Genomic DNA, 20,055 nt, shown 5'->3' on the forward strand with positions numbered 1-20,055 from the left:
GGTACATACAGGATTGGCCCTTGCCTCTTGCGGGCGAAGGCGCATCTATCCCTTCATGGATATTGCACGCACGCCTTCGAACCCCGCCGGCAACCCCGAAATGGCGGACGCCGCCGTAGAGCCGGTCGACCCCGCCACCATCTTTCGCAAGAACTATACCCCGCCCGCCTGGCTGGTCCCGCAGATCCGGCTTGACTTCGACCTGGGCACCGAACTGACCAAGTGCGTCGCCACCATGAAGGTCGAACGCAATCCCGCTGGCGACGGGGATCAGACGCTGCACCTTTGCGGTGACAACCTTGCAGTGATGAGCCTGAAGGTCGACGGCGCGGATGCCGAAGGCTGGTCGATGTCGGGCGCGAGCCTGCTGCTGCCGCTGACCGGCACGGCGCACGAGGTGCAGATCGAAACGCACCTGCACCCGGCGACGAACAGCCAGCTGATGGGTCTTTACGCGTCCGGCGGCATGCTCTGCACGCAGTGCGAAGCCGAAGGGTTCCGCCGCATCACATTCTTCCCCGACCGGCCCGACGTCCTGTCGAAATACACGGTCCGCATGGAAGGTGACAAGGAAACCTTCCCCGTCCTTCTGTCGAACGGCAACCTTGTCGAAACCGGCGATGGCGAAGATGGCCGCCACTGGGCACTGTGGGACGATCCCTGGCCCAAGCCGAGCTATCTTTTCGCGCTGGTCGCCGGACAGCTGGTCGCCAACCGCGACACCTTCACCACGATGAACGGCCGCAAGGTCGACCTGGCCGTATGGGTCCGTGACGGCGACCTGGAACGCACCGATCACGCGATGCGCAGCCTGATCAATTCGATGAAGTGGGACGAGGAAACTTTCGGCCGCGAATACGACCTCGATCAGTTCAACATCGTCGCCGTGTCCGATTTCAACATGGGCGCGATGGAGAACAAGGGCCTCAACGTCTTCAACACGCGCTATGTCCTGGCCGACCCGGAAACGGCGACCGACGGGGACTATGACGGCGTCGAAGGTGTGGTGGGCCACGAATACTTCCACAACTGGTCGGGCAATCGCATCACCTGCCGCGATTGGTTCCAGCTCAGCCTCAAGGAAGGCTTCACCGTCCTGCGCGACCAGATGTTCAGCGCGGACATGGGATCGGAACCGGTCAAGCGGATCGAGGACGTGCGCGTGCTGCGCGCGGCCCAGTTCCCCGAGGATTCGGGCCCGCTGGCCCATCCGATCCGCCCCGATTCCTATCAGGAAATCAGCAACTTCTACACCGCGACCGTCTATAACAAGGGCGCCGAAGTCATCCGCATGATGCACACAATGGCCGGCCCAGAGGCGTTCCGTAAGGGCACCGACCTTTACTTCGACCGCCACGACGGCGAGGCCGCGACTTGCGAGGATTTCGTGAAATCGATGGAGGACGGCGCGGGGCTGGACCTGTCGCAGTTCCGCCTGTGGTACGAACAGGCCGGCACGCCCAGGGTTACGATGCGCGCCGAATTCGACCAGTCGAATGGCGCAGTCACGCTCTATTTCACGCAGAAGGTCCCGGCCACCCCCGGCCAGCCGACGAAAAAGGCGATGCCGATCCCGATCAAGGTCGCCCTGTTCGACCGCGACACCGGTTCGCACGGCGGCGAAAAGCTGCTGATCGTCGACAAGGACAAGGCCAATTTCACCTTCGACGGCTTTGCCCGCCCGCCGGTGATCAGCGCGAATCGCGGCTTTACCGCTCCGATTCAGCTCGATGCCGAACAGGGCGATGACGATCTCGTCTTCCTGGCCGCGAACGACGATGATGCGTTCGCCCGGTACGAAGCGCTGCAGCAGCTAGTCACTCGCGAATTGCTGGGCGCGATCGAGAACGGGCCGGACGAAAAGCGCCGCACCGCGATTGCCGACGCGATGGGCGCGGTGCTGGACGATACGCAGATCGACGACCTGATGCGCGGCGAACTGATGATGATGCCCGCCGTCACGTTCCTGCTGGAACTGGCCGCGCCTGCCGATCCGGTGGCGCTGCACAAGGCGCGCGAGCGGCTGAAGGCCTACATCGGTACGCGTTTGCGCGACAGGCTGATCGCGCTGCACGAACGCGCATCGGCGATCGGCTACAGCCTCAGCGCAGAGGCGCGCGGCGCACGCAAGGTCAAGACGCAGGCGCTGGTCCTGCTGTCCGCCGCCGACGCCAAGGAAGCCGCCGCCCGTGCAGAGGCGCAGTACCGTGCTGCCGACAACATGACCGACCGTCAGGGCGCGCTCATGGTGCTGGCCGGGATCGACTGTCCGGCCCGCGCCGAATTGCTGGAGGATTTCCGCAAACGCTTTGAAGGCAACGCGCTGGTCACGGACAAGTGGTTCGCACTACAGGCCGGTTCGCTCGACCCGAAGGTGCTCGACACGGTCGAGGCATTGGCAAACCATGCCGATTTCACGATCAAGAACCCGAACCGCGTGCGCAGCCTTTACATGACGATGGCGGTCAACCAGCCCGCCTTTCATGACGAGAGCGGGCGCGGATACCGGATGATCGCCGACCTCGTGCTCGCACTCGACCCGCTGAACGCGCAGACCGCCGCGCGCTTCATCCCGGCGCTGGGCCGCTGGCGCAAGATCGAGCCGAAGCGCGCCGCCATGATGCGCGCAGAGCTTGAGCGTATCGCCAAGGCCGAAGGGCTATCGAAAGACACCCGCGAACAAGTGACCAAGAGCCTCGATGGTTGATCGCATTACCGCCCACGCGCTTGCCGGGGTGCCCCACGGGTTCCTCGGCCGGCGCGGCGGCGTTTCCACCGGGCAGTACATGGGTCTGAATGTCGGGACCGGGTCGGACGACCTGCCCCGCGCGGTCGAGGCGAACCGGGCCCTTGCCGTCGACGGCGTGATGCCGGGAGCGCAGCTTGCAACCGTCTACCAGGTCCATTCCGCCGATGTCGTGCGGATCGATACGCCCTTCCCGATGGAGGCCCGTCCCCACGCCGATGCGATGGTGACCGACAGGCCGGGCATCCTCCTCGGCATACTCACCGCCGATTGCGCGCCCGTGCTGCTGGCCGACGAGCAAGCGGGCGTGATCGGCGCGGCCCATGCCGGATGGCGCGGGGCCTTTGCGGGGGTCTGCGGCAACACGGTAGAGGCGATGGAAGCATTGGGCGCGGACCGTTCGCGCATCGCCGCTGCCATCGGCCCCTGCATCGCGCAGGCAAGCTACGAAGTGGACGAAGGTTTCTACCTCAGGTTCCTTGCCGAAGAGCAGGAATACGACCGATTCTTCAAGCCGGGCCGCGCCGGGCATCACCAGTTCGACCTGGCCGCCTTCGTCGCATCCGACCTTGCAAAGGAGGGCGTGAAGCGGATCGAGATCACCGGCCACGACACTTTCGCGGACGAAAGCCGCTTCTTCTCCTACCGCCGGTCAACCCTGGCGGGAGAGGACGGATACGGCAGGCAGATCAGCCTGATCGGCCTGAGCGCGTGACCGACCCCGTCGGAATCCGCGCCTGGCAAAGGCTGGATGCACGGACGACGACTTCGGGCGCCTTGACCCCCGCGGACATCGCCGCGCTGGCCGACATGGGCGTGCGCCACGTGGTCAACCTCGCCATGCCCGACCATCCCGAGATCCTGCGCGATGAAGCAGCGATCTGCGCCGAAAACGGCATCCGCTATACCGCAATCCCGATTCCCTTCGATTGCCCGACCGAAGACCATTACCGGCAATTCCGCGAGGCAATTTCCGCGGGCGATCCGGTGCACGTGCATTGCGTTTTGAACTGGCGCGTGTCGGCCCTTTTCTATCGCAGCAATGTCGAGGACGGCATGGACCGGGATCAAGCGCTGGACCTGCTGACCCGGCAGTGGGATCCCTGCACATCGGACAATCCCGCTGCCCCGGCCTGGGCCAGCCTGATCGGCCTGCCGTCCTGATCCCTTACATCGCGTTCAACATGGCGAGAAACGCATCATATGCGCGCTCCGCCTCTGCCTTGTCGTAAGACGGCGAATCCGGGACGGTCCAGCCGTGGCCCGCGGCATAGACGTCGACGATACCCTCTGCACCTGCCTCTGCCAGGGCTTCCTGCAGCTTGGTCTTCGCCTCGGGCTGCTTCGCGTCGTCGTCCTGCGCGATTGCGATGAGGTAGGTCGCGCTGTCGACGATCATTTCGTGCGGGCTGGTCGGCGCGTCGGTGACAAGCCCGCCGCCGTGCATCGAACCTGCGACCTTCACGCGTTCGGGCGAACCGTGCGCGGCCCAGATCGTCCACGATCCGGTCATGCAGTGGCCGCGCGCGCCGATGCCCTTGGATTTGTCGACCACGTCCTGCGCGTCCAGCCATGCGACGATGCTTGCGGTATCGGCCATGACCGTGTCGGCGGAAAACTTTTCACGGTAAGGGCCGACCTTCTGGAAGCCGTCGTTTTCCATGAAGTCGGCGAAATCGGTGAACGTCGCGTGCCCTTCGTCGCGCCAGTATGGGTCGGGCACGATCACGGCGAAACCTTCGGCGGCCAGCCGTTCGCCCATCGCCTTGGCGGCAGGGCGAATGCCCGCGATGTCGGGCCACATGATGACGGCGGGGTGGTTTCCGGCAGAGGGGTGATAGAACCATGCGGTCATCGTGCCGCTGCCCGTCGGGATCTGCACTTCGTTGCCCAGCACGCCGCCATTGGTGGCCGCTGCGCTCGACGCCTCTGCATCTGCCACGACATCGGATGCCGAGCACGCCGAAAGGATCGCGGCGCCGCCAGCCACGCCGATGCCTGCGGAAAAGGTGCGGCGGTTCACGCCGCGACGGGCGAATTCGGCCAGTTGCTGTTGATCACACATTCAATGTCGCTCCCACGCGTAATTTCCGCCCATCCGGGGCCGAGATTAGGAGCGTGACGGCGCGGCGCAACCCCTTGCCCGTGCACGATCAGCCGTCGTGAAAGTTCAGTTCCACAAGGACATTGTCCGGATCGGTCAGGAACACCTGTTTCAAGCCGATGCCCGAAACGCCCGACTGCCGATAGGCGATGCCCATCTCATCCAGCCGCGCGACGAAGCCCGCATGACCGGAGCAATTGAGCGCGAAATGATGCACCGCCCCCGTCGGCGCGCCGGGCTGGCTATCACGGTTGGCCGAATCGCGGCGGTCCTTCGACACGAGATGAAGCACGGGCCGCCCCGCGCCGTCGTGCATCCACTGGATCAGCGAAGGCTCCAGCGGTACGGGCGGATCGTGCCGGGTCAGGCCGACGACCTCGGCATAGAAGCGGGCCGATCGTTCCAGATCGTTGGAGACGATGTTGACGTGGTCGAGCGTTTCTACCTGCATCATCGCAGTGTGCCCGACCGGGCGCCCAGGCTCAACGCTTTGTCAGCGCGGCCTCGCTCTCGCTCATCAATTCGGCGATGATGTCGGCAACGGGTTCTTCCTTCTTCACCATGCCGACCGACTGGCCCGCCATCAGCGAACCGTTTTCGATATCGCCGTCGATTACCGCGCGGCGCAGCGCGCCTGCCCAGTAATGTTCGATCTGCAACTGCGCTTCGGCCATTTCGATACCTTCGGAATCGAGCAGGCCCGCGACTTCGCGCTGCTTGGCAGTGAACAGTTCGGTGCCCTTGTTCTTCAGCGCGCGGACCGGGATCACCGGAAGGCGCGGGTCGACCTGCACACTGGCGATCGCGTCACGCGCGCCGGCGCGGAAGAACGCCTTCTTGAAATCGGGATGCGCGATCGATTCGCTTGCACAGGCGAAACGGGTGCCCAGCTGCACGCCCGCCGCGCCCATTTCGAGGTATCCGGCAATCGCCTCGCCGCGCCCGATCCCGCCTGCGACGAAGACAACATGATCTTCGGCGAGTTCGGGCAGGAATTCCTGTGCCAGCACGCTGGTCGCGACGGGGCCGATGTGCCCGCCCGCTTCCATCCCTTCGATCACCATGGCGTCCGCACCCGAACGCAGCAGCTTTTTCGCAAGCGCCAGCGTGGGGGCAAAGCAGATGACCTTCGCGCCCGATTCCTTGATCTTGTCGACGCTGCCCTTGGGCGGAAGACCGCCCGCCAGCACGACATGTCCCACGCCGTGTTTCGTGCAAACGTCGATCAGGTCCATGATCTGCGGGTGCATGGTGATCAGGTTCACCCCGAAAGGCTTGTCGGTCAGCTTCTTCGTTTCGGCGATTTCGGTGTCGAGCAGATCGGGCGTCATCGCACCGCAGGCGATCACGCCGAATCCGCCCGCGTTGCTGATCGCGGATACGAGGTTTCTTTCGGACACCCAGCTCATCGCGCCGCACAGGATCGCATATTGAGAGCCGAGGAATTCCGCGCCGCGACGCATCAGGGCGTCGGTTTTCGAATAGGTCGTCATGAACGGCGGATTAGTCCCACCTGCGGCCAGCGGCAAGAGCAACGGGGCGGATACCCCCGTGAACCCGATTCGCGCCATTGACGGCGCGGTGGCGACTCGCCCCCATGGCCATTGATCGGTTTTCCCTATCTGTCTGTGCAGGTTTGATCATTTCGGACGATTGACCGGAACTGGTAATCTTGTCCCAGCATTAAATCGAGAGGGGGACCAACCCCCACGAAGGAGGATGCCGAGATGGATGTTGCAACTGGATCGATGCCGGGCGGTGGATGCCCGTTCAATCACAACGATGGCGGCGTACGCAGCCTGCTGGGCCGGACCAACCGCGACTGGTGGCCCGATGCCCTGCAGCTCGACATCCTGCACCAGGGCGGTGTCTCGCCCGATCCGATGGGCGACGATTTCAATTACGCAGAGGCTTTCAACGCGCTCGATTACAATGCGCTCAAGGCCGATCTGACCGCGCTGATGACCGATTCGAAGCCGTGGTGGCCAGCGGACTATGGCCATTACGGCCCGTTCTTCATCCGCATGGCATGGCACGCGGCGGGCACCTATCGCACCGCCGACGGTCGCGGCGGCGCGAGTTCGGGGCAGCAGCGTTTCGCCCCGCTCAATTCCTGGCCGGACAATGCCAACCTCGACAAGGCCCGCCGCCTGCTGTGGCCGATCAAGCAGAAGTACGGCAAGCACATCAGCTGGGCCGACCTGTTCGTCCTGACCGGCAATGTCGCCATCGAATCGATGGGCGGCCCCACGTTCGGCTTCGGCGGCGGACGTGCCGACGTCTATGAACCGGAAACCGACGTCTATTGGGGCACCGAGGAAGAGTGGGTGAACACCGGCGCGGAAACGCGCATTCAGCCCGACAAGGAAATGGCACTGGAAAACCCGCTTGCGGCGATCCAGATGGGCCTCATCTACGTCAATCCCGAAGGTCCGGGCGGCAATCCCGATATCGAGGGTTCGGCCCGCGACATCCGCGAAACGTTCAAGCGCATGGCCATGAACGATGAGGAAACCGTCGCGCTGACGGCCGGTGGCCACACGTTCGGCAAGTGCCATGGTGCGGGCGATGCCTCGCTCGTCGGTGCGGACCCCGAAGGCGCGGACATCGCGTTCCAGGGCCTTGGCTGGACCAGCGGATTCCAGAGCGGCATGGGCGCCGACACGATCACCAGCGGGATCGAGGGTCCGTGGACCAATACGCCGTTCGAATGGTCGCAGAACTACTTCCGCCTGCTGTTCAAGTACAACTACGAACTGACCAAGTCGCCCGCAGGCGCGAACCAGTGGACGCCGAAGAATCCCGACCCGGAAGACATGGCCCCCGCCGCTGACGATCCGTCGAAGAAAGTCCCGACGATCATGACGACGGCGGACATGGCGATGAAGGTCGATCCGGCCTACCGCGCGATTTCCGAACGGTTCCGCGACAACCCGGACGAATTCGCCGACGCCTTCGCACGCGCCTGGTTCAAGCTGACCCACCGCGACATGGGGCCCAAGTGCCGCTACCTCGGCCCCGAAGTTCCGCAAGAAGACCTGATCTGGCAGGACCCGATCCCCAAGGGTTACTCCCCGTCGGACAGCGAAGTCGCGGACCTGAAGGCAAAGATCGCCGACAGCGGCCTTTCGATCGCACAATTGGTGAAGACGGCCTGGGCCTCGGCCTCGACCTATCGCAAGTCGGACCATCGCGGCGGCGCCAATGGTGCGCGCATCCGCCTGGCCCCGCAAAGCGATTGGGCCGTGAACGAGCCGGCCGAGTTGCAGAAGGTCCTTGCCGTTTATGACGACATCAAGGGCGGATCGCAGGTGTCGATGGCCGACCTGATCGTGCTGGGCGGCTGTGTCGGCGTGGAAAAGGCGGCAAAGGCAGCTGGCCACGACATCACCGTCCCCTTCACCGGCGGCCGCGGCGATGCGAGCGAGGAGTGGACCGATGCCGAAAGCTTCGAGCCACTCGAACCGGCGGCGGATGCATTCCGCAACTACCTCAAGACCAAGATGAGCGTGAAGACCGAGGAAATGATGCTCGACCGCGCGCAACTGCTTGGCCTCTCGGCACCGGAAATGACGGTGCTGATCGGCGGGATGCGCGCGATGGGCGCCAATCACGGCGGTTCGAAACTGGGCGTGCTGACGACCCGTGAAGGACAGCTAACCAACGATTTCTTCGTCAACCTGCTCGACATGAACACGGCCTGGAAGGTCGTGGACGACAGCGGCGACGAGGAATTTGTGGGTAGCGACCGGGAAAGTAACGAAGAGAGGTGGCGCGCAACGCGAACTGACCTTATATTCGGTTCGAATTCACAGCTGCGGGCTCTCGCCGAGGTGTACGCGGAAAACGGAAACGAGCAAAAGTTCGTCAAGGATTTCGTGGCAGCCTGGACGAAAGTCATGAATGCCGACCGCTACGACGTGGCGTAAGGCAGCAAAAGGAAGGCCAAAACTCCAGGGCGTTTGCGTTCCCCCACAACGCGCAGACGTCCACCCCCCAACCAACGGAGACTAGGCCGCCCCCCGTGTTCACTCACGGGGGGTTCCTTTTTGGCGGTTCACCATGTCCCGAAACCTTTTGTAAACCACCGAAGGCGCACTCTCTCCCGATTGAGAAAGGAGGAGGGACAAATGGTCACTTTCTTCGTCATGATCCTCGCCGCCGGCGCAGTACTGCTTTGGGTGCTGCCGGTATCGAAGGATCGCAACAAGCGCATTGCCGCGCAGATTGGCGGCGGCGCTTTGTTCACTGTCGGCATTGCCGGTATCGTCATGAACCTGATGGGGCCAGCGGCGGCATAGCTGCACGCCCGAAGTCGCGCACATTCCCGCGGCTCGGACAAATCTAAGAAACAGGCCGGTTCGTCCGTCATCCCGGCGGGCGAATCGGCACAATTCGTCGCAACCCGATGTTGCGCTGCGCAATCGTGCTTGACTGGAAACGCGCATCGGCTAGTTGCGATGACATGTTATATCATACACGCACGATCGCACTCGTACTCGCCCTCGCCCCGCTTTCCATAGCGGCCCCCGCTCTTGCCGATGACGCACCGGGCGATCCGCGCGAACGGGAAACGGCCACTCCGTCCAGCGACGACTACCACGATCCCATCGTCGTCACCGCCAAGGGCATTGGCCGGATCGACTTTCTTGCCGGCACCTCCACCCTTGCGGGCGAAGACCTGCAACGCGCGATGGACGGACAGATCGGCGAAGTGCTCGAAGGGCTGCCCGGCGTCAGTGCATCGGGCTTTGCGCCGGGCGCGTCCCGCCCGATCCTGCGCGGGTTTTCGGGTGACCGCGTGCGCGTCCTCGTCGACGGCATCGGTTCGATCGACGCCTCCAACGCCTCTGCCGACCATGCCGTTTCGGTCGACCCGCTGACCGCCCAGCGGATCGAGGTCCTGCGCGGCCCTGCGACGCTGCTTTACGGCAGCTCCGCCATCGGCGGCGCGGTCAACGTGATAGACAAGCGCATCCCACGCCGTGTCCCGGACGAGCCAGTCCATTTCGATGCGCTCGCCTCGCTCGACAGCGCGGCCAATGCGCGCGAGGCCGGTGCCTCCGTCGACACGCCGCTGGGCGGCGGGTTCGTGCTTCATGCCGACGGTTCCTGGCGCAAGACCGACGACCTGCACGTCGCGGGCCATATCCTGTCCGCGCCGCTGCGCGCCGAAGTCCTGGCAGAAGCCGCCGAAGACGAAGGCGAAGACCCCGAACACGCCGCCGAACTGCGCGATGTCGCCAATGCGAGCGGCGTCCTGGAAAATAGCGCCACCGAAACCAAGTCGGCGGGCGCGGGGCTGGCCTGGATCGGGGACCGCGCCAATATCGGCGCCTCGGTCTCGCTCTACGACACTTATTACGGAGTCCCCACTGCGCCGGGCGTGGAACACGCACACGGGGAAGATGCGCCGGACGAGGAAGAACACCACGAAGAGGAAGGCCCCGTCGCCATTGATCTCAAGCAGGTCCGTGCCGATTTCCGCGCCGGCCTGACTTTCACCGACGGTCCTTTTGCAGAGGTCGACACGCGCTGGGGCTACAGCGACTACAAGCATACCGAGATGGAAGGCGACGAAGTCGGCACCCGCTTCTTCGTCGAAGGCGTCGAAGGACGCGTCGAACTGGTCCAACGCCAGCGCGGCACGTGGAACGGCACTCTCGGCGCGCAGTACTTCCACCGCGACATGGAAGCGATCGGCGCCGAAGCCTTCGTGCCGCCCAACACGACCGAACAGTATGCCCTGTTCGCCTTGCAGGAAGTGGGCGCCGGGCCGGTAACGGTCGAGTTTGCGGGCCGTTTCGAACACGGCAGCGCCAAGGCACCAACGGAATCGCTGTCGCGCAGCTTCGACGCGGTCTCGGGCGCGGTCGGCGTCTGGCACGAGACTGACAGCGGATTGCGTTTCGGCCTCAACGCCAGCCGCACGGCACGTATTCCCACGGCAGAGGAGCTTTTCGCCGACGGCCCCCATGTCGCGACGCAGCAGTACGAGATCGGCGATCCCGACCTGAACCTCGAAACCGCGCTGGGCCTTGAAGGTTATATGCGCGGGCGCGTTGCGGGCGTGAACCTGTCGCTGACCGGATATGCCAGCTGGTTCAACGATTACACCTATCTGGCCGCCACACCGGAAGAGGACGACGGATTACCCGTCTATGCCCAGCAGCAGCAGGACGCGGACTATTACGGGTTTGAGGCCGAGGCCGACATTCCGCTGGGCCAGGCCGGGATGTTCGACATCTCCACCGAGTTGCAGGGCAGCTATACCCGCGCAACGCTTGCCGACGGGACGCCGGTTCCGCGGATTCCCCCCCTCGCGCTGGGCGGTGCTCTTGTCGGCAAGTCGGAGAAGCTGGACGCGCGGATCGGGATCGAATGGAACGCGGCGCAGGAACGCGTCGCCGAGTATGAGACCGAGACCGGCAGCTTTGCGATGGTCGATGCCTCGCTTGCGTGGAAACCGATGCGCGGCAGTGAGAACTTCACCGTCATCGCCGCGGTCGAAAACCTGTTCGACGCCGAAGGCCGCCGCCATGCCAGCTTCACCAAGGACTTCGTGCCGCTGGCAGGCCGCAACTTCAAACTGAGCGCGCGCCTCAGCCTCTGAAGCGGACCGAAATTAAGAAAACCCCGCGCGGCCCATCGGCTGCGCGGGGTTTTTCATGTCCGTCCTGGCCCGCCTGCCCCCTGTTCGGGACGAGCGGCGCTGCGGATCAAGCCGCTTCGTCGGTCTCGTCGAGGCCGTAGGCAGTGTGCAGGATGCGCACGGCCAGTTCGGTTTCGTCCTCGTCGATCAGGACCGAAACCTTGATCTCGCTGGTGCTGATCGCCTGGATGTTGATGCCGCGGTCGGCCATCGCCTTGAACATCGTAGCCGCGATACCCGCATGGCTGCGCATGCCGACGCCCACGATCGAGATCTTGGCGACTTTGCCATCGGTGATGATGCGGTTGAAGCCGATCGTTTCCTTATGCTCTTCCAGCAACGCCTGCGTGCGGACCAGGTCCGCGCTGGGCACGGTGAAGGTCACGTCGGTTTCGCCCTTTTCGCGGCCGACGTTCTGGATGATCATGTCGACGTTGATGCTGGCCGCGGCCAGCGGGGTGAAGATGCTCGCCACCGCGCCCGGACGGTCGGGCACGCGGGTCAGGATGACTTTCGCTTCGTTCTTGTCGGCGGCGATGCCGGTGATCAGCTGGCTTTCCATGTTCAGTCCTTCGAGCTCTTCGTCGCTCACGATAAGGGTTCCGGGCAAGTCGTCGGCAAGCGGCGCATCGTCGTCCACGAACGAGGACAGGACCTGCACGCGCACGCCTTCCTTCATGGCGAGGCTGACCGAGCGGGTCTGCAGCACCTTCGATCCGACCGAGGCGAGTTCGAGCATTTCCTCGAACGTCACGGCCTTCAGCTTGCGCGCCTTGGCAACGATGCGCGGGTCGGTCGTATAGACGCCGTCGACGTCGGTGTAGATGTCGCAGCGATCGGCTTTCACCGCCGCTGCCACGGCCACCGCACTCGTATCGCTGCCGCCACGACCCAGCGTCGCGACGCGGCCGTCCTCGCCAATGCCCTGGAAACCGGGAATGACCGCGATCTCGCCCGCCTGCATCGATGCGATCAGGCCGTCGGCGTCGATGTCGCCGATGCGTGCCTTGGCGTGGGCGTTGTCGGTGTGGATCGGCAGCTGCCAGCCGAGCCACGACCGCGCCTTGCAGCCCAGCGCCTGCAGCGTGAGCGCAAGCAGGCCCGAGGTAATCTGCTCACCCGCCGCAACGACGACGTCGTATTCGGCCGGATCGTAAAGCGGATTGGCTTCACGGCAGAAGTTCACGAGCCGGTCGGTTTCGCCCGCCATGGCCGAAACGACCACCGCGACTTCGTGTCCGGCTGCCTGTTGGCGGCGCACGATGTTGGCGACGCGGCGTATACGCTCCGTCCCTGCCATCGAGGTTCCGCCGAATTTCATAACGATACGGGCCAAGGCCGCGTCCCCTTCGTTGTGGAATCGGTTTGAGCGCGCTGTTAGGGATAGGGCATGACAAGCGCAACTGTAACAGGCGAAACCAGTTCGCCAACCATCCGCCCCGAAGAAGCCGCACACTTCGGCAAGCTGGCGGCAGAGTGGTGGGACCCCAGGGGCTCATCGGCCATGCTGCACAAGCTTAACCCGGTGCGGCTCGCCTTCATCCGCAGCGCAATCGACACGCACTGGGGCACCGATGTCACCATCCGCGCCCCCCTGACGGGCCGGACTGCGATCGACGTGGGCTGCGGCGCGGGCCTGCTGTGCGAACCGCTCGCGCGCATGGGGGCAAAAGTCACCGGGGTCGACGCGGCGGCGGAAAACATCGCGGCGGCGCGCCATCACGCGGCCGGAATGCGGCTCGACATCGACTATCACGCGGGCGAATTGTCGAGCCTGCCCGAAGACACCTTCGATCTCGTGACCTCGATGGAAGTGATCGAACACGTTGCCGACAAGCGCGCTTTCGTGCGCGAACTCGTCTCGCGCCTTGCGCCGGGCGGGTTGATGATCCTGTCCACGCCCAACCGCACCGCGGCGTCGAAACTGCTTCTGGTCGACGGGGCGGAGATGATCGGACAGGTCCCGCGCGGCACGCACGACTGGGACGATTTCATCGTGCCCGAGGAACTGGGCGAACTGTTGAACGATGCCGGGATGGAGATGGGCGCGCCCAAGGGCATCGCCTTTACCGCGATGAAGGGCCTGCACCTGTCCGACGATCTGAAGCTCAACTACATCGTCACGGCAACGCGCCGGTAACCCGTAGCGGTTAGACCATCGCGGATTTTTGACGAGGAGCGACGACGCGATGGGTGCATGGGGCGCAGGCAGTTTTGAAAACGACACCGCTCTCGACTGGGCGGACGAGGTAGAAACCGCCGACGACGTCGAAAAAGTCTTCACCGGCCTGCCACCTTTCGATGGCGCGACAGACCTCGATGCCGACGATGCCAGCCGCGTGATCGCGGCGGCCGAAACGGTGGCCGCGATGATGGGCCGGATCGCCGACGACGTGCCCGAAGACCTGATGGAAAAACTGAAAGGGTCAGAGCCTTCGCCCGCTCTTGTCGAAATGGCGCGGGGCTGCGTCTCGCGGGTGATGAGCAAGTCCGAACTGCTCGACCTGTGGGCAGAAGACGAGGAAGGATCGGAAGCGTTCGGCCGCGCGGTCACCGGGCTGGTCGACCGGCTGAACCCGGACATGAGCTGGGACCGCCCGACCAAGGAAGAGGTCGAAAAACAGGCTGGCCCGATCATGCCCTGCGTCTTCTGTGACGAGAGCATGAGCGAGGGCGAAATGTTCTACCTCGGCTTTCGCGACTACACCGACCGCAACGGGCTGTTCGGCGAGCAGGGGATGTACTGCCACCTCAAATGCCTCAACGCGAAGCTGCACCCCCGGCACATGGTGCAGAACTGGAAGTTCGACCTGCGCTGACCTGCACGGGGGTGATCCCCTCGATCAGTCCTCGGTCGCCAGATTGATGATGCGCTCGCGCTCTTCCTCGGTCAGGTCCTCGGGCTTGCGCGGGGGCGGCAGGTGGGCGGTTGCCTCTTTCACCTTACCGATCAGGCCGGGCATCGCCTCCATGATCTTCGGCATCGCTTCCTGCATCTTTGCCATCATCTTCGGGTCCATGAAGATCAGCATCGCGTTCTCGGCATATTTGGTGCCGGTAGGGGTCGCGAAAAAGGCGGTCAGTTCATTGAGTTCGGCAGCGGTGAACTTGTCGGCATAGGCCTCGGTCAGCCCCTCGCGCATGGCAGGTTCCATCGATGCCATCACGTCGATCATGCCATCCATCATGACCGAATTCGTCAGCTGCATCCGCTCAAGGAAATGCGGGTCCAGCACTTCCATCATCTCGCGCATCGACGCTTCGCCCAGTTCCGCGACCTTGTCTTCGGGCAAGCCCATCTGCGCGATGAGATTGCGCATCGGCATGTCCATCATGGATTCCATCATCTGCCCGGTCATCTGTTCCATAGTGCCGCGCATCATCCGTTCGTAGATGCCTTCGGGGAACAGGTAGTCGACAGTGGCCTGCGCGGCTTCTTCGCGCGCTGCGGGCACATCCTGCGCGGCGGCAGGCTGGGCTATGGCGGTAAGGGCAAGCGCCGATACGGCACCAAAAACGTTCTTCATCAGGTAACTCCCCGGATTGATCCCTGCGCCCCACTGTAAGGGCCAAGTCCAACGTGGAAAAGGATAAATCAACCCGCCAGAACGCCATCGGCCTGCTTGGCCTCGCGGTGGCCGTCATCGTCTTCGCCATGCTTCCAGTAGCTGGAGATGTAGAGATGGTCCCGGTCCAGGCCGCATTCGTCGCGCAAATAGGCGCGCAGCGCATGCATCGAACCAAACTCGGCGGCGGCCCAGCCATGGACTTCACCCTCGCCGCGTCCCGCCTTGCGCAAGGCATCGGCCAGCATATCGGGCCGCGTGCCGGGTTCGGGATTGACCAACCAGATCACTTCGACCCCTTCGGGATGGGCGATGTCCTGGCGGTCTTCCGCCGACTGAATTTCGATCGCCGCGACGCCCTTCGCATCGGCGGGAAGGCGTTCGAGGTTGACCGAAATCGCGGGCAGCGCGGTCATGTCGCCCGCGATCAGGTAACGGTCCATACCTTCGGGCAGCGTCTTTGCAGGCCCCGGACCGCCGGCCAGGATGACCTGCCCCGGCTGCGCCGTCAGTGCCCATTCCACCGCGGGCCCGGCATGGCCACCCTCTCCGTGAACGACGAAATCGACCTCGATCGATTCGGCGTCCTGTCGGCGAATGGTGTAGGACCGCACCGGAGGCTTGATGCCCTCCTCGTCACCGAAGCGCATCTTCAAATAGCCGCCCTCGGCACCGGGGCGCAGCGCCGCCACGCCCTCGCCGCCCAGTGTCACGCGGATCATGTTCGGCGTGACGCGGGTCCTGGCAAGAACGGTGTAAGATTGCGGTGCAGGGCGGCGCGGCGGCGCGCCTGCGGATCGTTCGGGTCGCGTGGTCATGACCGTCACATGGCCGTCTTGCGAACAATTCGCAAGAAATCGGCGGCAACTTTATTGTATCGAATTGTCCCACGCATCGGCATCGAAGCCGATCAGAAGGCCGCCGTCATGTTCCACCACCGGCCGTTTGATCATCGAGGGATGGTCGATCATCAGCGCGATCGCCTTCTTCGTGTCGATGTCCGCCTTGTCGGCATCGGGCAACTTGCGAAAGGTGGACCCGCGCTTGTTCAGCAGCACTTCCCACCCTTCCTTGTCCACCCACGCGCGCAAATGATCCTCGGGCACGCCCGCCTTCTTGTAATCGTGAAAGGCATAGTCCGTGCCCCGCGCCTCAAGCCACTTGCGCGCCTTTTTCACGGTGTCGCAATTGGGAATGCCGTAGAGGGTCACGCTCATGAGTATCGGGTCCGTTTGGTTGCCGGGATGGAGAATGCCTGCCCTCTCTAGCAACTGGACATTTGCGTGCAATGCGCCAAAGAGGCGCGCGAAAGGCGCTGATACATGAGTTTCAACACGTTCGGCCGCGTGCTGCGGTTCACCACCTGGGGCGAAAGCCATGGACCGGCGCTGGGCGCCGTGCTCGACGGGTGCCCGCCGCAGATCGCCCTTTCCGAAGCCGACATTCAACCGTTCCTCGACGCGCGCAAGCCCGGCACCAGCCGCTTCACCACGCAGCGCCGCGAACCGGACGAGGTGAAGATCCTGTCCGGCGTTTTCGAAGACCGCACGACGGGCACCCCGATCAGCCTGATGATCGAGAATACCGATCAGCGTTCGAAGGACTATTCCGACGTCGCCAAGGCATACCGTCCCGGCCACGCCGACTATGCCTATGACGCCAAGTATGGCTTCCGCGACTATCGCGGCGGCGGGCGATCGTCGGCCCGCGAAACCGCGGCGCGCGTTGCGGCTGGCGCCGTTGCCCGCAAGGTCATCCCCGGCGTGCAGATTCGCGGCTGGGTCAGTGCGATCGGCGGGGACGAGATCGACGCGGCCAATTTCGACGCCGACCAGATCGGCCAGAACCCGTTCTTCTGCCCCGATGCCGCAGCGGCCAAGCGCTGGGAAGCCATGGTGGACGAGGCGCGCAAGGCCGGATCATCGCTCGGCGCAGTCGTGACGTGTGAGGCGACCGGCGTTCCCGCCGGTTGGGGCGCGCCGATCTATGCCAAGCTCGACGCTGACCTTGCCGCCGCGATGATGGGCATCAACGCGACGAAGGGCGTGGAGATCGGCGACGGTTTCGGCGCGGCGGCCCTGCGCGGTGAACAGAACGCCGACGCGATGAGCCCCGGCGAAGGCGGCCCCGATTTCGCGTCGAACCACGCAGGCGGCATCGCGGGCGGCATTTCGACCGGTCAGCCGGTGCGACTGCGCGTTGCGTTCAAGCCGACTAGCTCGATCCTGATCCCCGTCCCCACCGTCACGCGAGAGGGCGAGGAGAGCGAGATCATCACCAAGGGCCGCCACGACCCCTGCGTCGGTATCCGCGGCGTTCCGGTGGTGGAGGCGATGATGGCGCTGGTGCTAGCCGATCATTTCATGCTGCACCGCGCACAAACCGGCGCCTGAAACGCCCCGGCGATATTTGCGCAATCGGGGCTTTTATCCGTGCCTCATGCCTCGGGTTCCCGCGAATTCATTGATTCATCGCAAAAATCGATCAATTCAGCCTGATTGATTTATTCGATCAAACTGTTCGGCTTTTGTCGTTTGGGTTTTGCTGCGGCGCAACCTATCTGGGGTGCGTCAACGAATTCACGCGTACAGGAGTTATAACGCAATGGGTATTATCGGCAGCCAGATCAAACCGTTCAAGGCAACCGCGTTTCAGGCCGGCAAGGACTTCTTCGACGTCACGGAAAAGGACATCGAAGGCAAGTGGGCCGTGTTCTTCTTCTACCCCGCCGATTTCACCTTCGTCTGCCCGACCGAGCTTGAAGACCTTGGCGAGCATTACGAAATGCTCCAGAAGATGGGCGTGGAAGTGTTCGGCGTTTCGACCGACACGCACTTCAGCCACAAGGCATGGCACGACACTTCGGACAAGATCAACAAGATCAAGTACGCCTTCCTTGGCGACCAGCTCCACACGCTGTCGAAGAACTTCGACGTCCTTCGTGAGGAAATGGGCCTTGCTGACCGTGCGACCTTCGTCGTCGATCCCGATGGCGTCATCCAGCTGATGGAACAGACCTGCGAAGGCGTCGGCCGCAATGCGAACGAACTGGTCCGCAAGATCCGCGCCGCACAGTACGTCCGTGAAAACCCCGGCCAGGTCTGCCCGGCCAAGTGGGAAGAAGGCAGCGACACGCTGGCTCCGTCGCTGGACCTCGTCGGCAAGATCTAAGCTGATCGCGACGTTTTAAAGGTCGGATCTCCCCACCCTCCCCCCCAATCCGGGGCGATGCGACCTACCATGCGGCCCGGGGCACCTTACCGGAGCTCCGGGCCGCTTTGCGTTTGTAATCCAGGAGAATTTCCATGCTCGACGCCAACCTGAAGCAGCAGCTGCAGCAGTACCTCGGCATGCTGCGCGAGCCGATCGAGCTCGTCGCCTCGCTTGGCGACGGGCAGAAGTCGGACGACACCCGCGAACTGCTGACCATGATCGCCGACATGTCGGACAAGGTCACGGCAAGCTTCGATGGGGATAACGCCCGCAAGCCCAGTTTCATCATCCGCCGCGCCGGTGACCACGACGTCGCCGTGACGTTCGCAGGCCTTCCGCTGGGCCACGAATTCACTTCGCTCGTCCTGGCCCTGCTCTGGGCCGGCGGCCACCCGCCCAAGGTCGACGAGAAGCTGGTTGAACAGGCCAAAGCCCTGTCCGGCACGCACAACTTCGAGATGTATTTCTCGCTGTCCTGCCACAACTGCCCCGACGTCGTTCAGGCGCTGACGCTGCTAAGCCTGTTCAACAAGGGCGTGACCGCGACGCTGATCGAAGGCGGCACGTTCAAGGACGAGGTCGAGGAACGCGGCGTCATGGCCGTCCCCGCCGTCTTCAAGGAAGGCGAGATGTGGGCCAGCGGCCGCATGGGGCTTGAGGATATCCTCGCCAAGGTCGACACCGGCGCTGCGGACCGCATCGCCGACGAGATGAAGGAAATGGCCCCGTTCGAGGCGCTTGTCGTCGGTGGCGGCCCCGCAGGATCCGCCGCCTCGATCTACATGGCGCGCAAGGGTTTCCGCACCGGCATCGCCGCCGACCGCATCGGCGGGCAAGTGCTGGACACGATGGGGATCGAGAACTTCATCGCGACCGTCTACACCGAAGGCCCCAAGCTTTCCGCCCAGATGGAAGCGCATATCGGCGAATACGACATCGACGTCGTAAAGCCCGTGCGCGCCAGCAAGCTGATCCCCGCGGCCAAGCCCGGCGGCTATCACACGGTCGAGTTCGAGAACGGCGGTACGCTGAAGGCCCGCAGCCTCGTCCTGTCCACCGGTGCTCGCTGGCGTTCGCTGGGCGTGCCCGGAGAGGCCGAATACCAGACCAAGGGCGTTGCCTATTGCCCGCACTGCGATGGCCCGCTGTTCAAGGGCAAGCGCGTGGCGGTGATCGGCGGCGGCAATTCGGGCGTCGAGGCGGCGATCGACCTTGCCAACATCGTCGGCCACGTCACCCTGATCGAATTCGACAGCCAGCTTCGCGCCGACCAGGTGCTGCAGGACAAGCTGCGTTCGTTCAAGAACGTCGACATCCACGTCTCGGCCCAGACGACCGAGATCACCGGCGATGGTTCGAAAGTGAACGGCCTCGTCTACAAGAACCGTGAGAGCGGCGAGGAGCACAAGGTCGAACTGGAAGGCGTCTTCGTGCAGATCGGCCTCGTCCCCAATACCGAGTGGCTGAAGGACAGCGGCGTCGAACTGTCGAAGCACGGCGAGATCGTGATCGACGGCCGCGCGGCGACCAACATCCCCGGCATTTTCGCCGCGGGCGATGCGACGACGGTGCCTTACAAGCAGATCGTCATCGCCATGGGCGAAGGGTCGAAGGCGGCGCTGTCGGCGTTCGACTACCTGATCCGTACGGAACCGGCAGAGGAAATCGCACAGGCCGCCGCGTCTCACGAAGCGCAGGTCGCCTGACCGCCTTTCTCAAGCGACAAGAATGGGGCGGGATCGGCGCGGGCCGGTCCCGCCCTTTCCATTTTCGG

18 protein-coding genes are annotated in these 20,055 nt (G+C 63.9%); 11 read left to right on the forward strand and 7 right to left on the reverse strand.

The features are described from left to right. The first annotated feature begins 55 nt into the window (after window positions 1–55). From pepN to FAX90_RS07390, 3 genes are read left to right on the forward strand one after another with little or no spacing between them, the layout of a single operon-like run. Complete coding sequence (gene pepN / locus FAX90_RS07380; protein ID WP_144096617.1) at window positions 56–2,707, forward strand: aminopeptidase N; 2,652 nt, start codon at window positions 56–58, stop codon at window positions 2,705–2,707. Then, window positions 2,700–3,461: a peptidoglycan editing factor PgeF gene (pgeF, locus tag FAX90_RS07385; RefSeq protein ID WP_144096618.1), complete on the forward strand. Its 762-nt coding sequence runs from the start codon at window positions 2,700–2,702 to the stop codon at window positions 3,459–3,461. Before pepN ends, pgeF begins: the two co-directional genes overlap by 8 nt. Then, window positions 3,458–3,910 carry a protein tyrosine phosphatase family protein gene (locus FAX90_RS07390; RefSeq protein ID WP_144096619.1) on the forward strand — a complete coding sequence of 151 codons (453 nt, stop codon included), beginning with the start codon at window positions 3,458–3,460 and terminating at the stop codon, window positions 3,908–3,910. Before pgeF ends, FAX90_RS07390 begins: the two co-directional genes overlap by 4 nt. 4 nt (window positions 3,911–3,914) lie before the next feature. On the opposite strand, the gene FAX90_RS07395 is transcribed toward FAX90_RS07390, so the two are convergent. The 3 genes from FAX90_RS07395 to FAX90_RS07405 all read right to left on the reverse strand — a co-directional run bounded on the left by FAX90_RS07395 (window position 3,915) and on the right by FAX90_RS07405 (window position 6,343). Further along, window positions 3,915–4,811 carry a dienelactone hydrolase family protein gene (locus FAX90_RS07395; protein ID WP_144096620.1) on the reverse strand — a complete coding sequence of 299 codons (897 nt, stop codon included), beginning with the start codon at window positions 4,809–4,811 and terminating at the stop codon, window positions 3,915–3,917. Between the two features lie 88 nt (window positions 4,812–4,899). Beyond that, window positions 4,900–5,304: a VOC family protein gene (locus tag FAX90_RS07400; RefSeq protein ID WP_144096621.1), complete on the reverse strand. Its 405-nt coding sequence runs from the start codon at window positions 5,302–5,304 to the stop codon at window positions 4,900–4,902. 28 nt (window positions 5,305–5,332) lie between these two features. Further along, window positions 5,333–6,343, reverse strand: a complete 1,011-nt coding sequence (locus tag FAX90_RS07405; protein ID WP_144096622.1) for an NAD(P)H-dependent flavin oxidoreductase — start codon at window positions 6,341–6,343, stop codon at window positions 5,333–5,335. A 234-nt stretch (window positions 6,344–6,577) separates the two neighbouring features. Between FAX90_RS07405 and katG the strand changes: the two genes are divergently transcribed. From katG to FAX90_RS07415, 3 genes are all read left to right on the forward strand, one after another. Further along, window positions 6,578–8,779 (forward strand): catalase/peroxidase HPI, encoded by a 2,202-nt coding sequence (gene katG, locus FAX90_RS07410; RefSeq protein WP_144096623.1) that lies wholly within the window; start codon window positions 6,578–6,580, stop codon window positions 8,777–8,779. 201 nt (window positions 8,780–8,980) lie between these two features. Beyond that, entirely contained in the window at window positions 8,981–9,151 is a 171-nt protein-coding gene (locus FAX90_RS16555; protein WP_170234893.1) for a hypothetical protein, read from the forward strand. 164 nt (window positions 9,152–9,315) lie between these two features. After that, window positions 9,316–11,463: a TonB-dependent receptor gene (locus tag FAX90_RS07415; RefSeq protein ID WP_144096624.1), complete on the forward strand. Its 2,148-nt coding sequence runs from the start codon at window positions 9,316–9,318 to the stop codon at window positions 11,461–11,463. A gap of 106 nt (window positions 11,464–11,569) precedes the next feature. Here the strand turns inward: FAX90_RS07415 and FAX90_RS07420 are convergent, their stop codons facing one another. After that, entirely contained in the window at window positions 11,570–12,838 is a 1,269-nt protein-coding gene (locus tag FAX90_RS07420; protein WP_144096625.1) for an aspartate kinase, read from the reverse strand. A 54-nt stretch (window positions 12,839–12,892) separates the two neighbouring features. Here FAX90_RS07420 and ubiG point away from each other — a divergent pair, with 54 nt between their 5' ends. Next, complete coding sequence (ubiG, locus tag FAX90_RS07425) at window positions 12,893–13,642, forward strand: bifunctional 2-polyprenyl-6-hydroxyphenol methylase/3-demethylubiquinol 3-O-methyltransferase UbiG (RefSeq protein ID WP_144096626.1); 750 nt, start codon at window positions 12,893–12,895, stop codon at window positions 13,640–13,642. 49 nt (window positions 13,643–13,691) lie between these two features. Beyond that, window positions 13,692–14,321: a DUF4259 domain-containing protein gene (locus tag FAX90_RS07430; protein ID WP_144096627.1), complete on the forward strand. Its 630-nt coding sequence runs from the start codon at window positions 13,692–13,694 to the stop codon at window positions 14,319–14,321. Window positions 14,322–14,345: 24 nt separating this feature from the next. On the opposite strand, the gene FAX90_RS07435 is transcribed toward FAX90_RS07430, so the two are convergent. From FAX90_RS07435 to FAX90_RS07445, 3 genes are all read right to left on the reverse strand, one after another. Beyond that, a complete protein-coding gene (locus FAX90_RS07435) occupies window positions 14,346–15,029 on the reverse strand; it encodes a DUF2059 domain-containing protein (protein ID WP_144096628.1) in 684 nt (227 codons plus the stop codon). A 68-nt stretch (window positions 15,030–15,097) separates the two neighbouring features. Continuing rightward, window positions 15,098–15,886 carry a siderophore-interacting protein gene (locus FAX90_RS07440; protein ID WP_144096629.1) on the reverse strand — a complete coding sequence of 263 codons (789 nt, stop codon included), beginning with the start codon at window positions 15,884–15,886 and terminating at the stop codon, window positions 15,098–15,100. A 51-nt stretch (window positions 15,887–15,937) separates the two neighbouring features. Continuing rightward, window positions 15,938–16,285, reverse strand: coding sequence for an ArsC family reductase (locus FAX90_RS07445; protein WP_144096630.1), 348 nt, complete (start codon window positions 16,283–16,285; stop codon window positions 15,938–15,940). 105 nt (window positions 16,286–16,390) lie between these two features. Here FAX90_RS07445 and aroC point away from each other — a divergent pair, with 105 nt between their 5' ends. The 3 genes from aroC to ahpF all read left to right on the forward strand — a co-directional run bounded on the left by aroC (window position 16,391) and on the right by ahpF (window position 19,987). After that, the gene (aroC, locus tag FAX90_RS07450) at window positions 16,391–17,461 is read left to right on the forward strand and encodes a chorismate synthase (protein WP_144096631.1); all 1,071 of its coding nucleotides are present in this window, start codon (window positions 16,391–16,393) and stop codon (window positions 17,459–17,461) included. A 211-nt stretch (window positions 17,462–17,672) separates the two neighbouring features. Further along, the gene (gene ahpC / locus FAX90_RS07455; protein WP_144096632.1) at window positions 17,673–18,239 is read left to right on the forward strand and encodes an alkyl hydroperoxide reductase subunit C; all 567 of its coding nucleotides are present in this window, start codon (window positions 17,673–17,675) and stop codon (window positions 18,237–18,239) included. A gap of 134 nt (window positions 18,240–18,373) precedes the next feature. Further along, complete coding sequence (gene ahpF, locus FAX90_RS07460) at window positions 18,374–19,987, forward strand: alkyl hydroperoxide reductase subunit F (protein ID WP_144096633.1); 1,614 nt, start codon at window positions 18,374–18,376, stop codon at window positions 19,985–19,987. Window positions 19,988–20,055: the final 68 nt, after the last annotated feature.

Source organism: Croceicoccus sediminis, from assembly GCF_007570835.1.
Classification (GTDB): domain Bacteria; phylum Pseudomonadota; class Alphaproteobacteria; order Sphingomonadales; family Sphingomonadaceae; genus Croceicoccus; species Croceicoccus sediminis.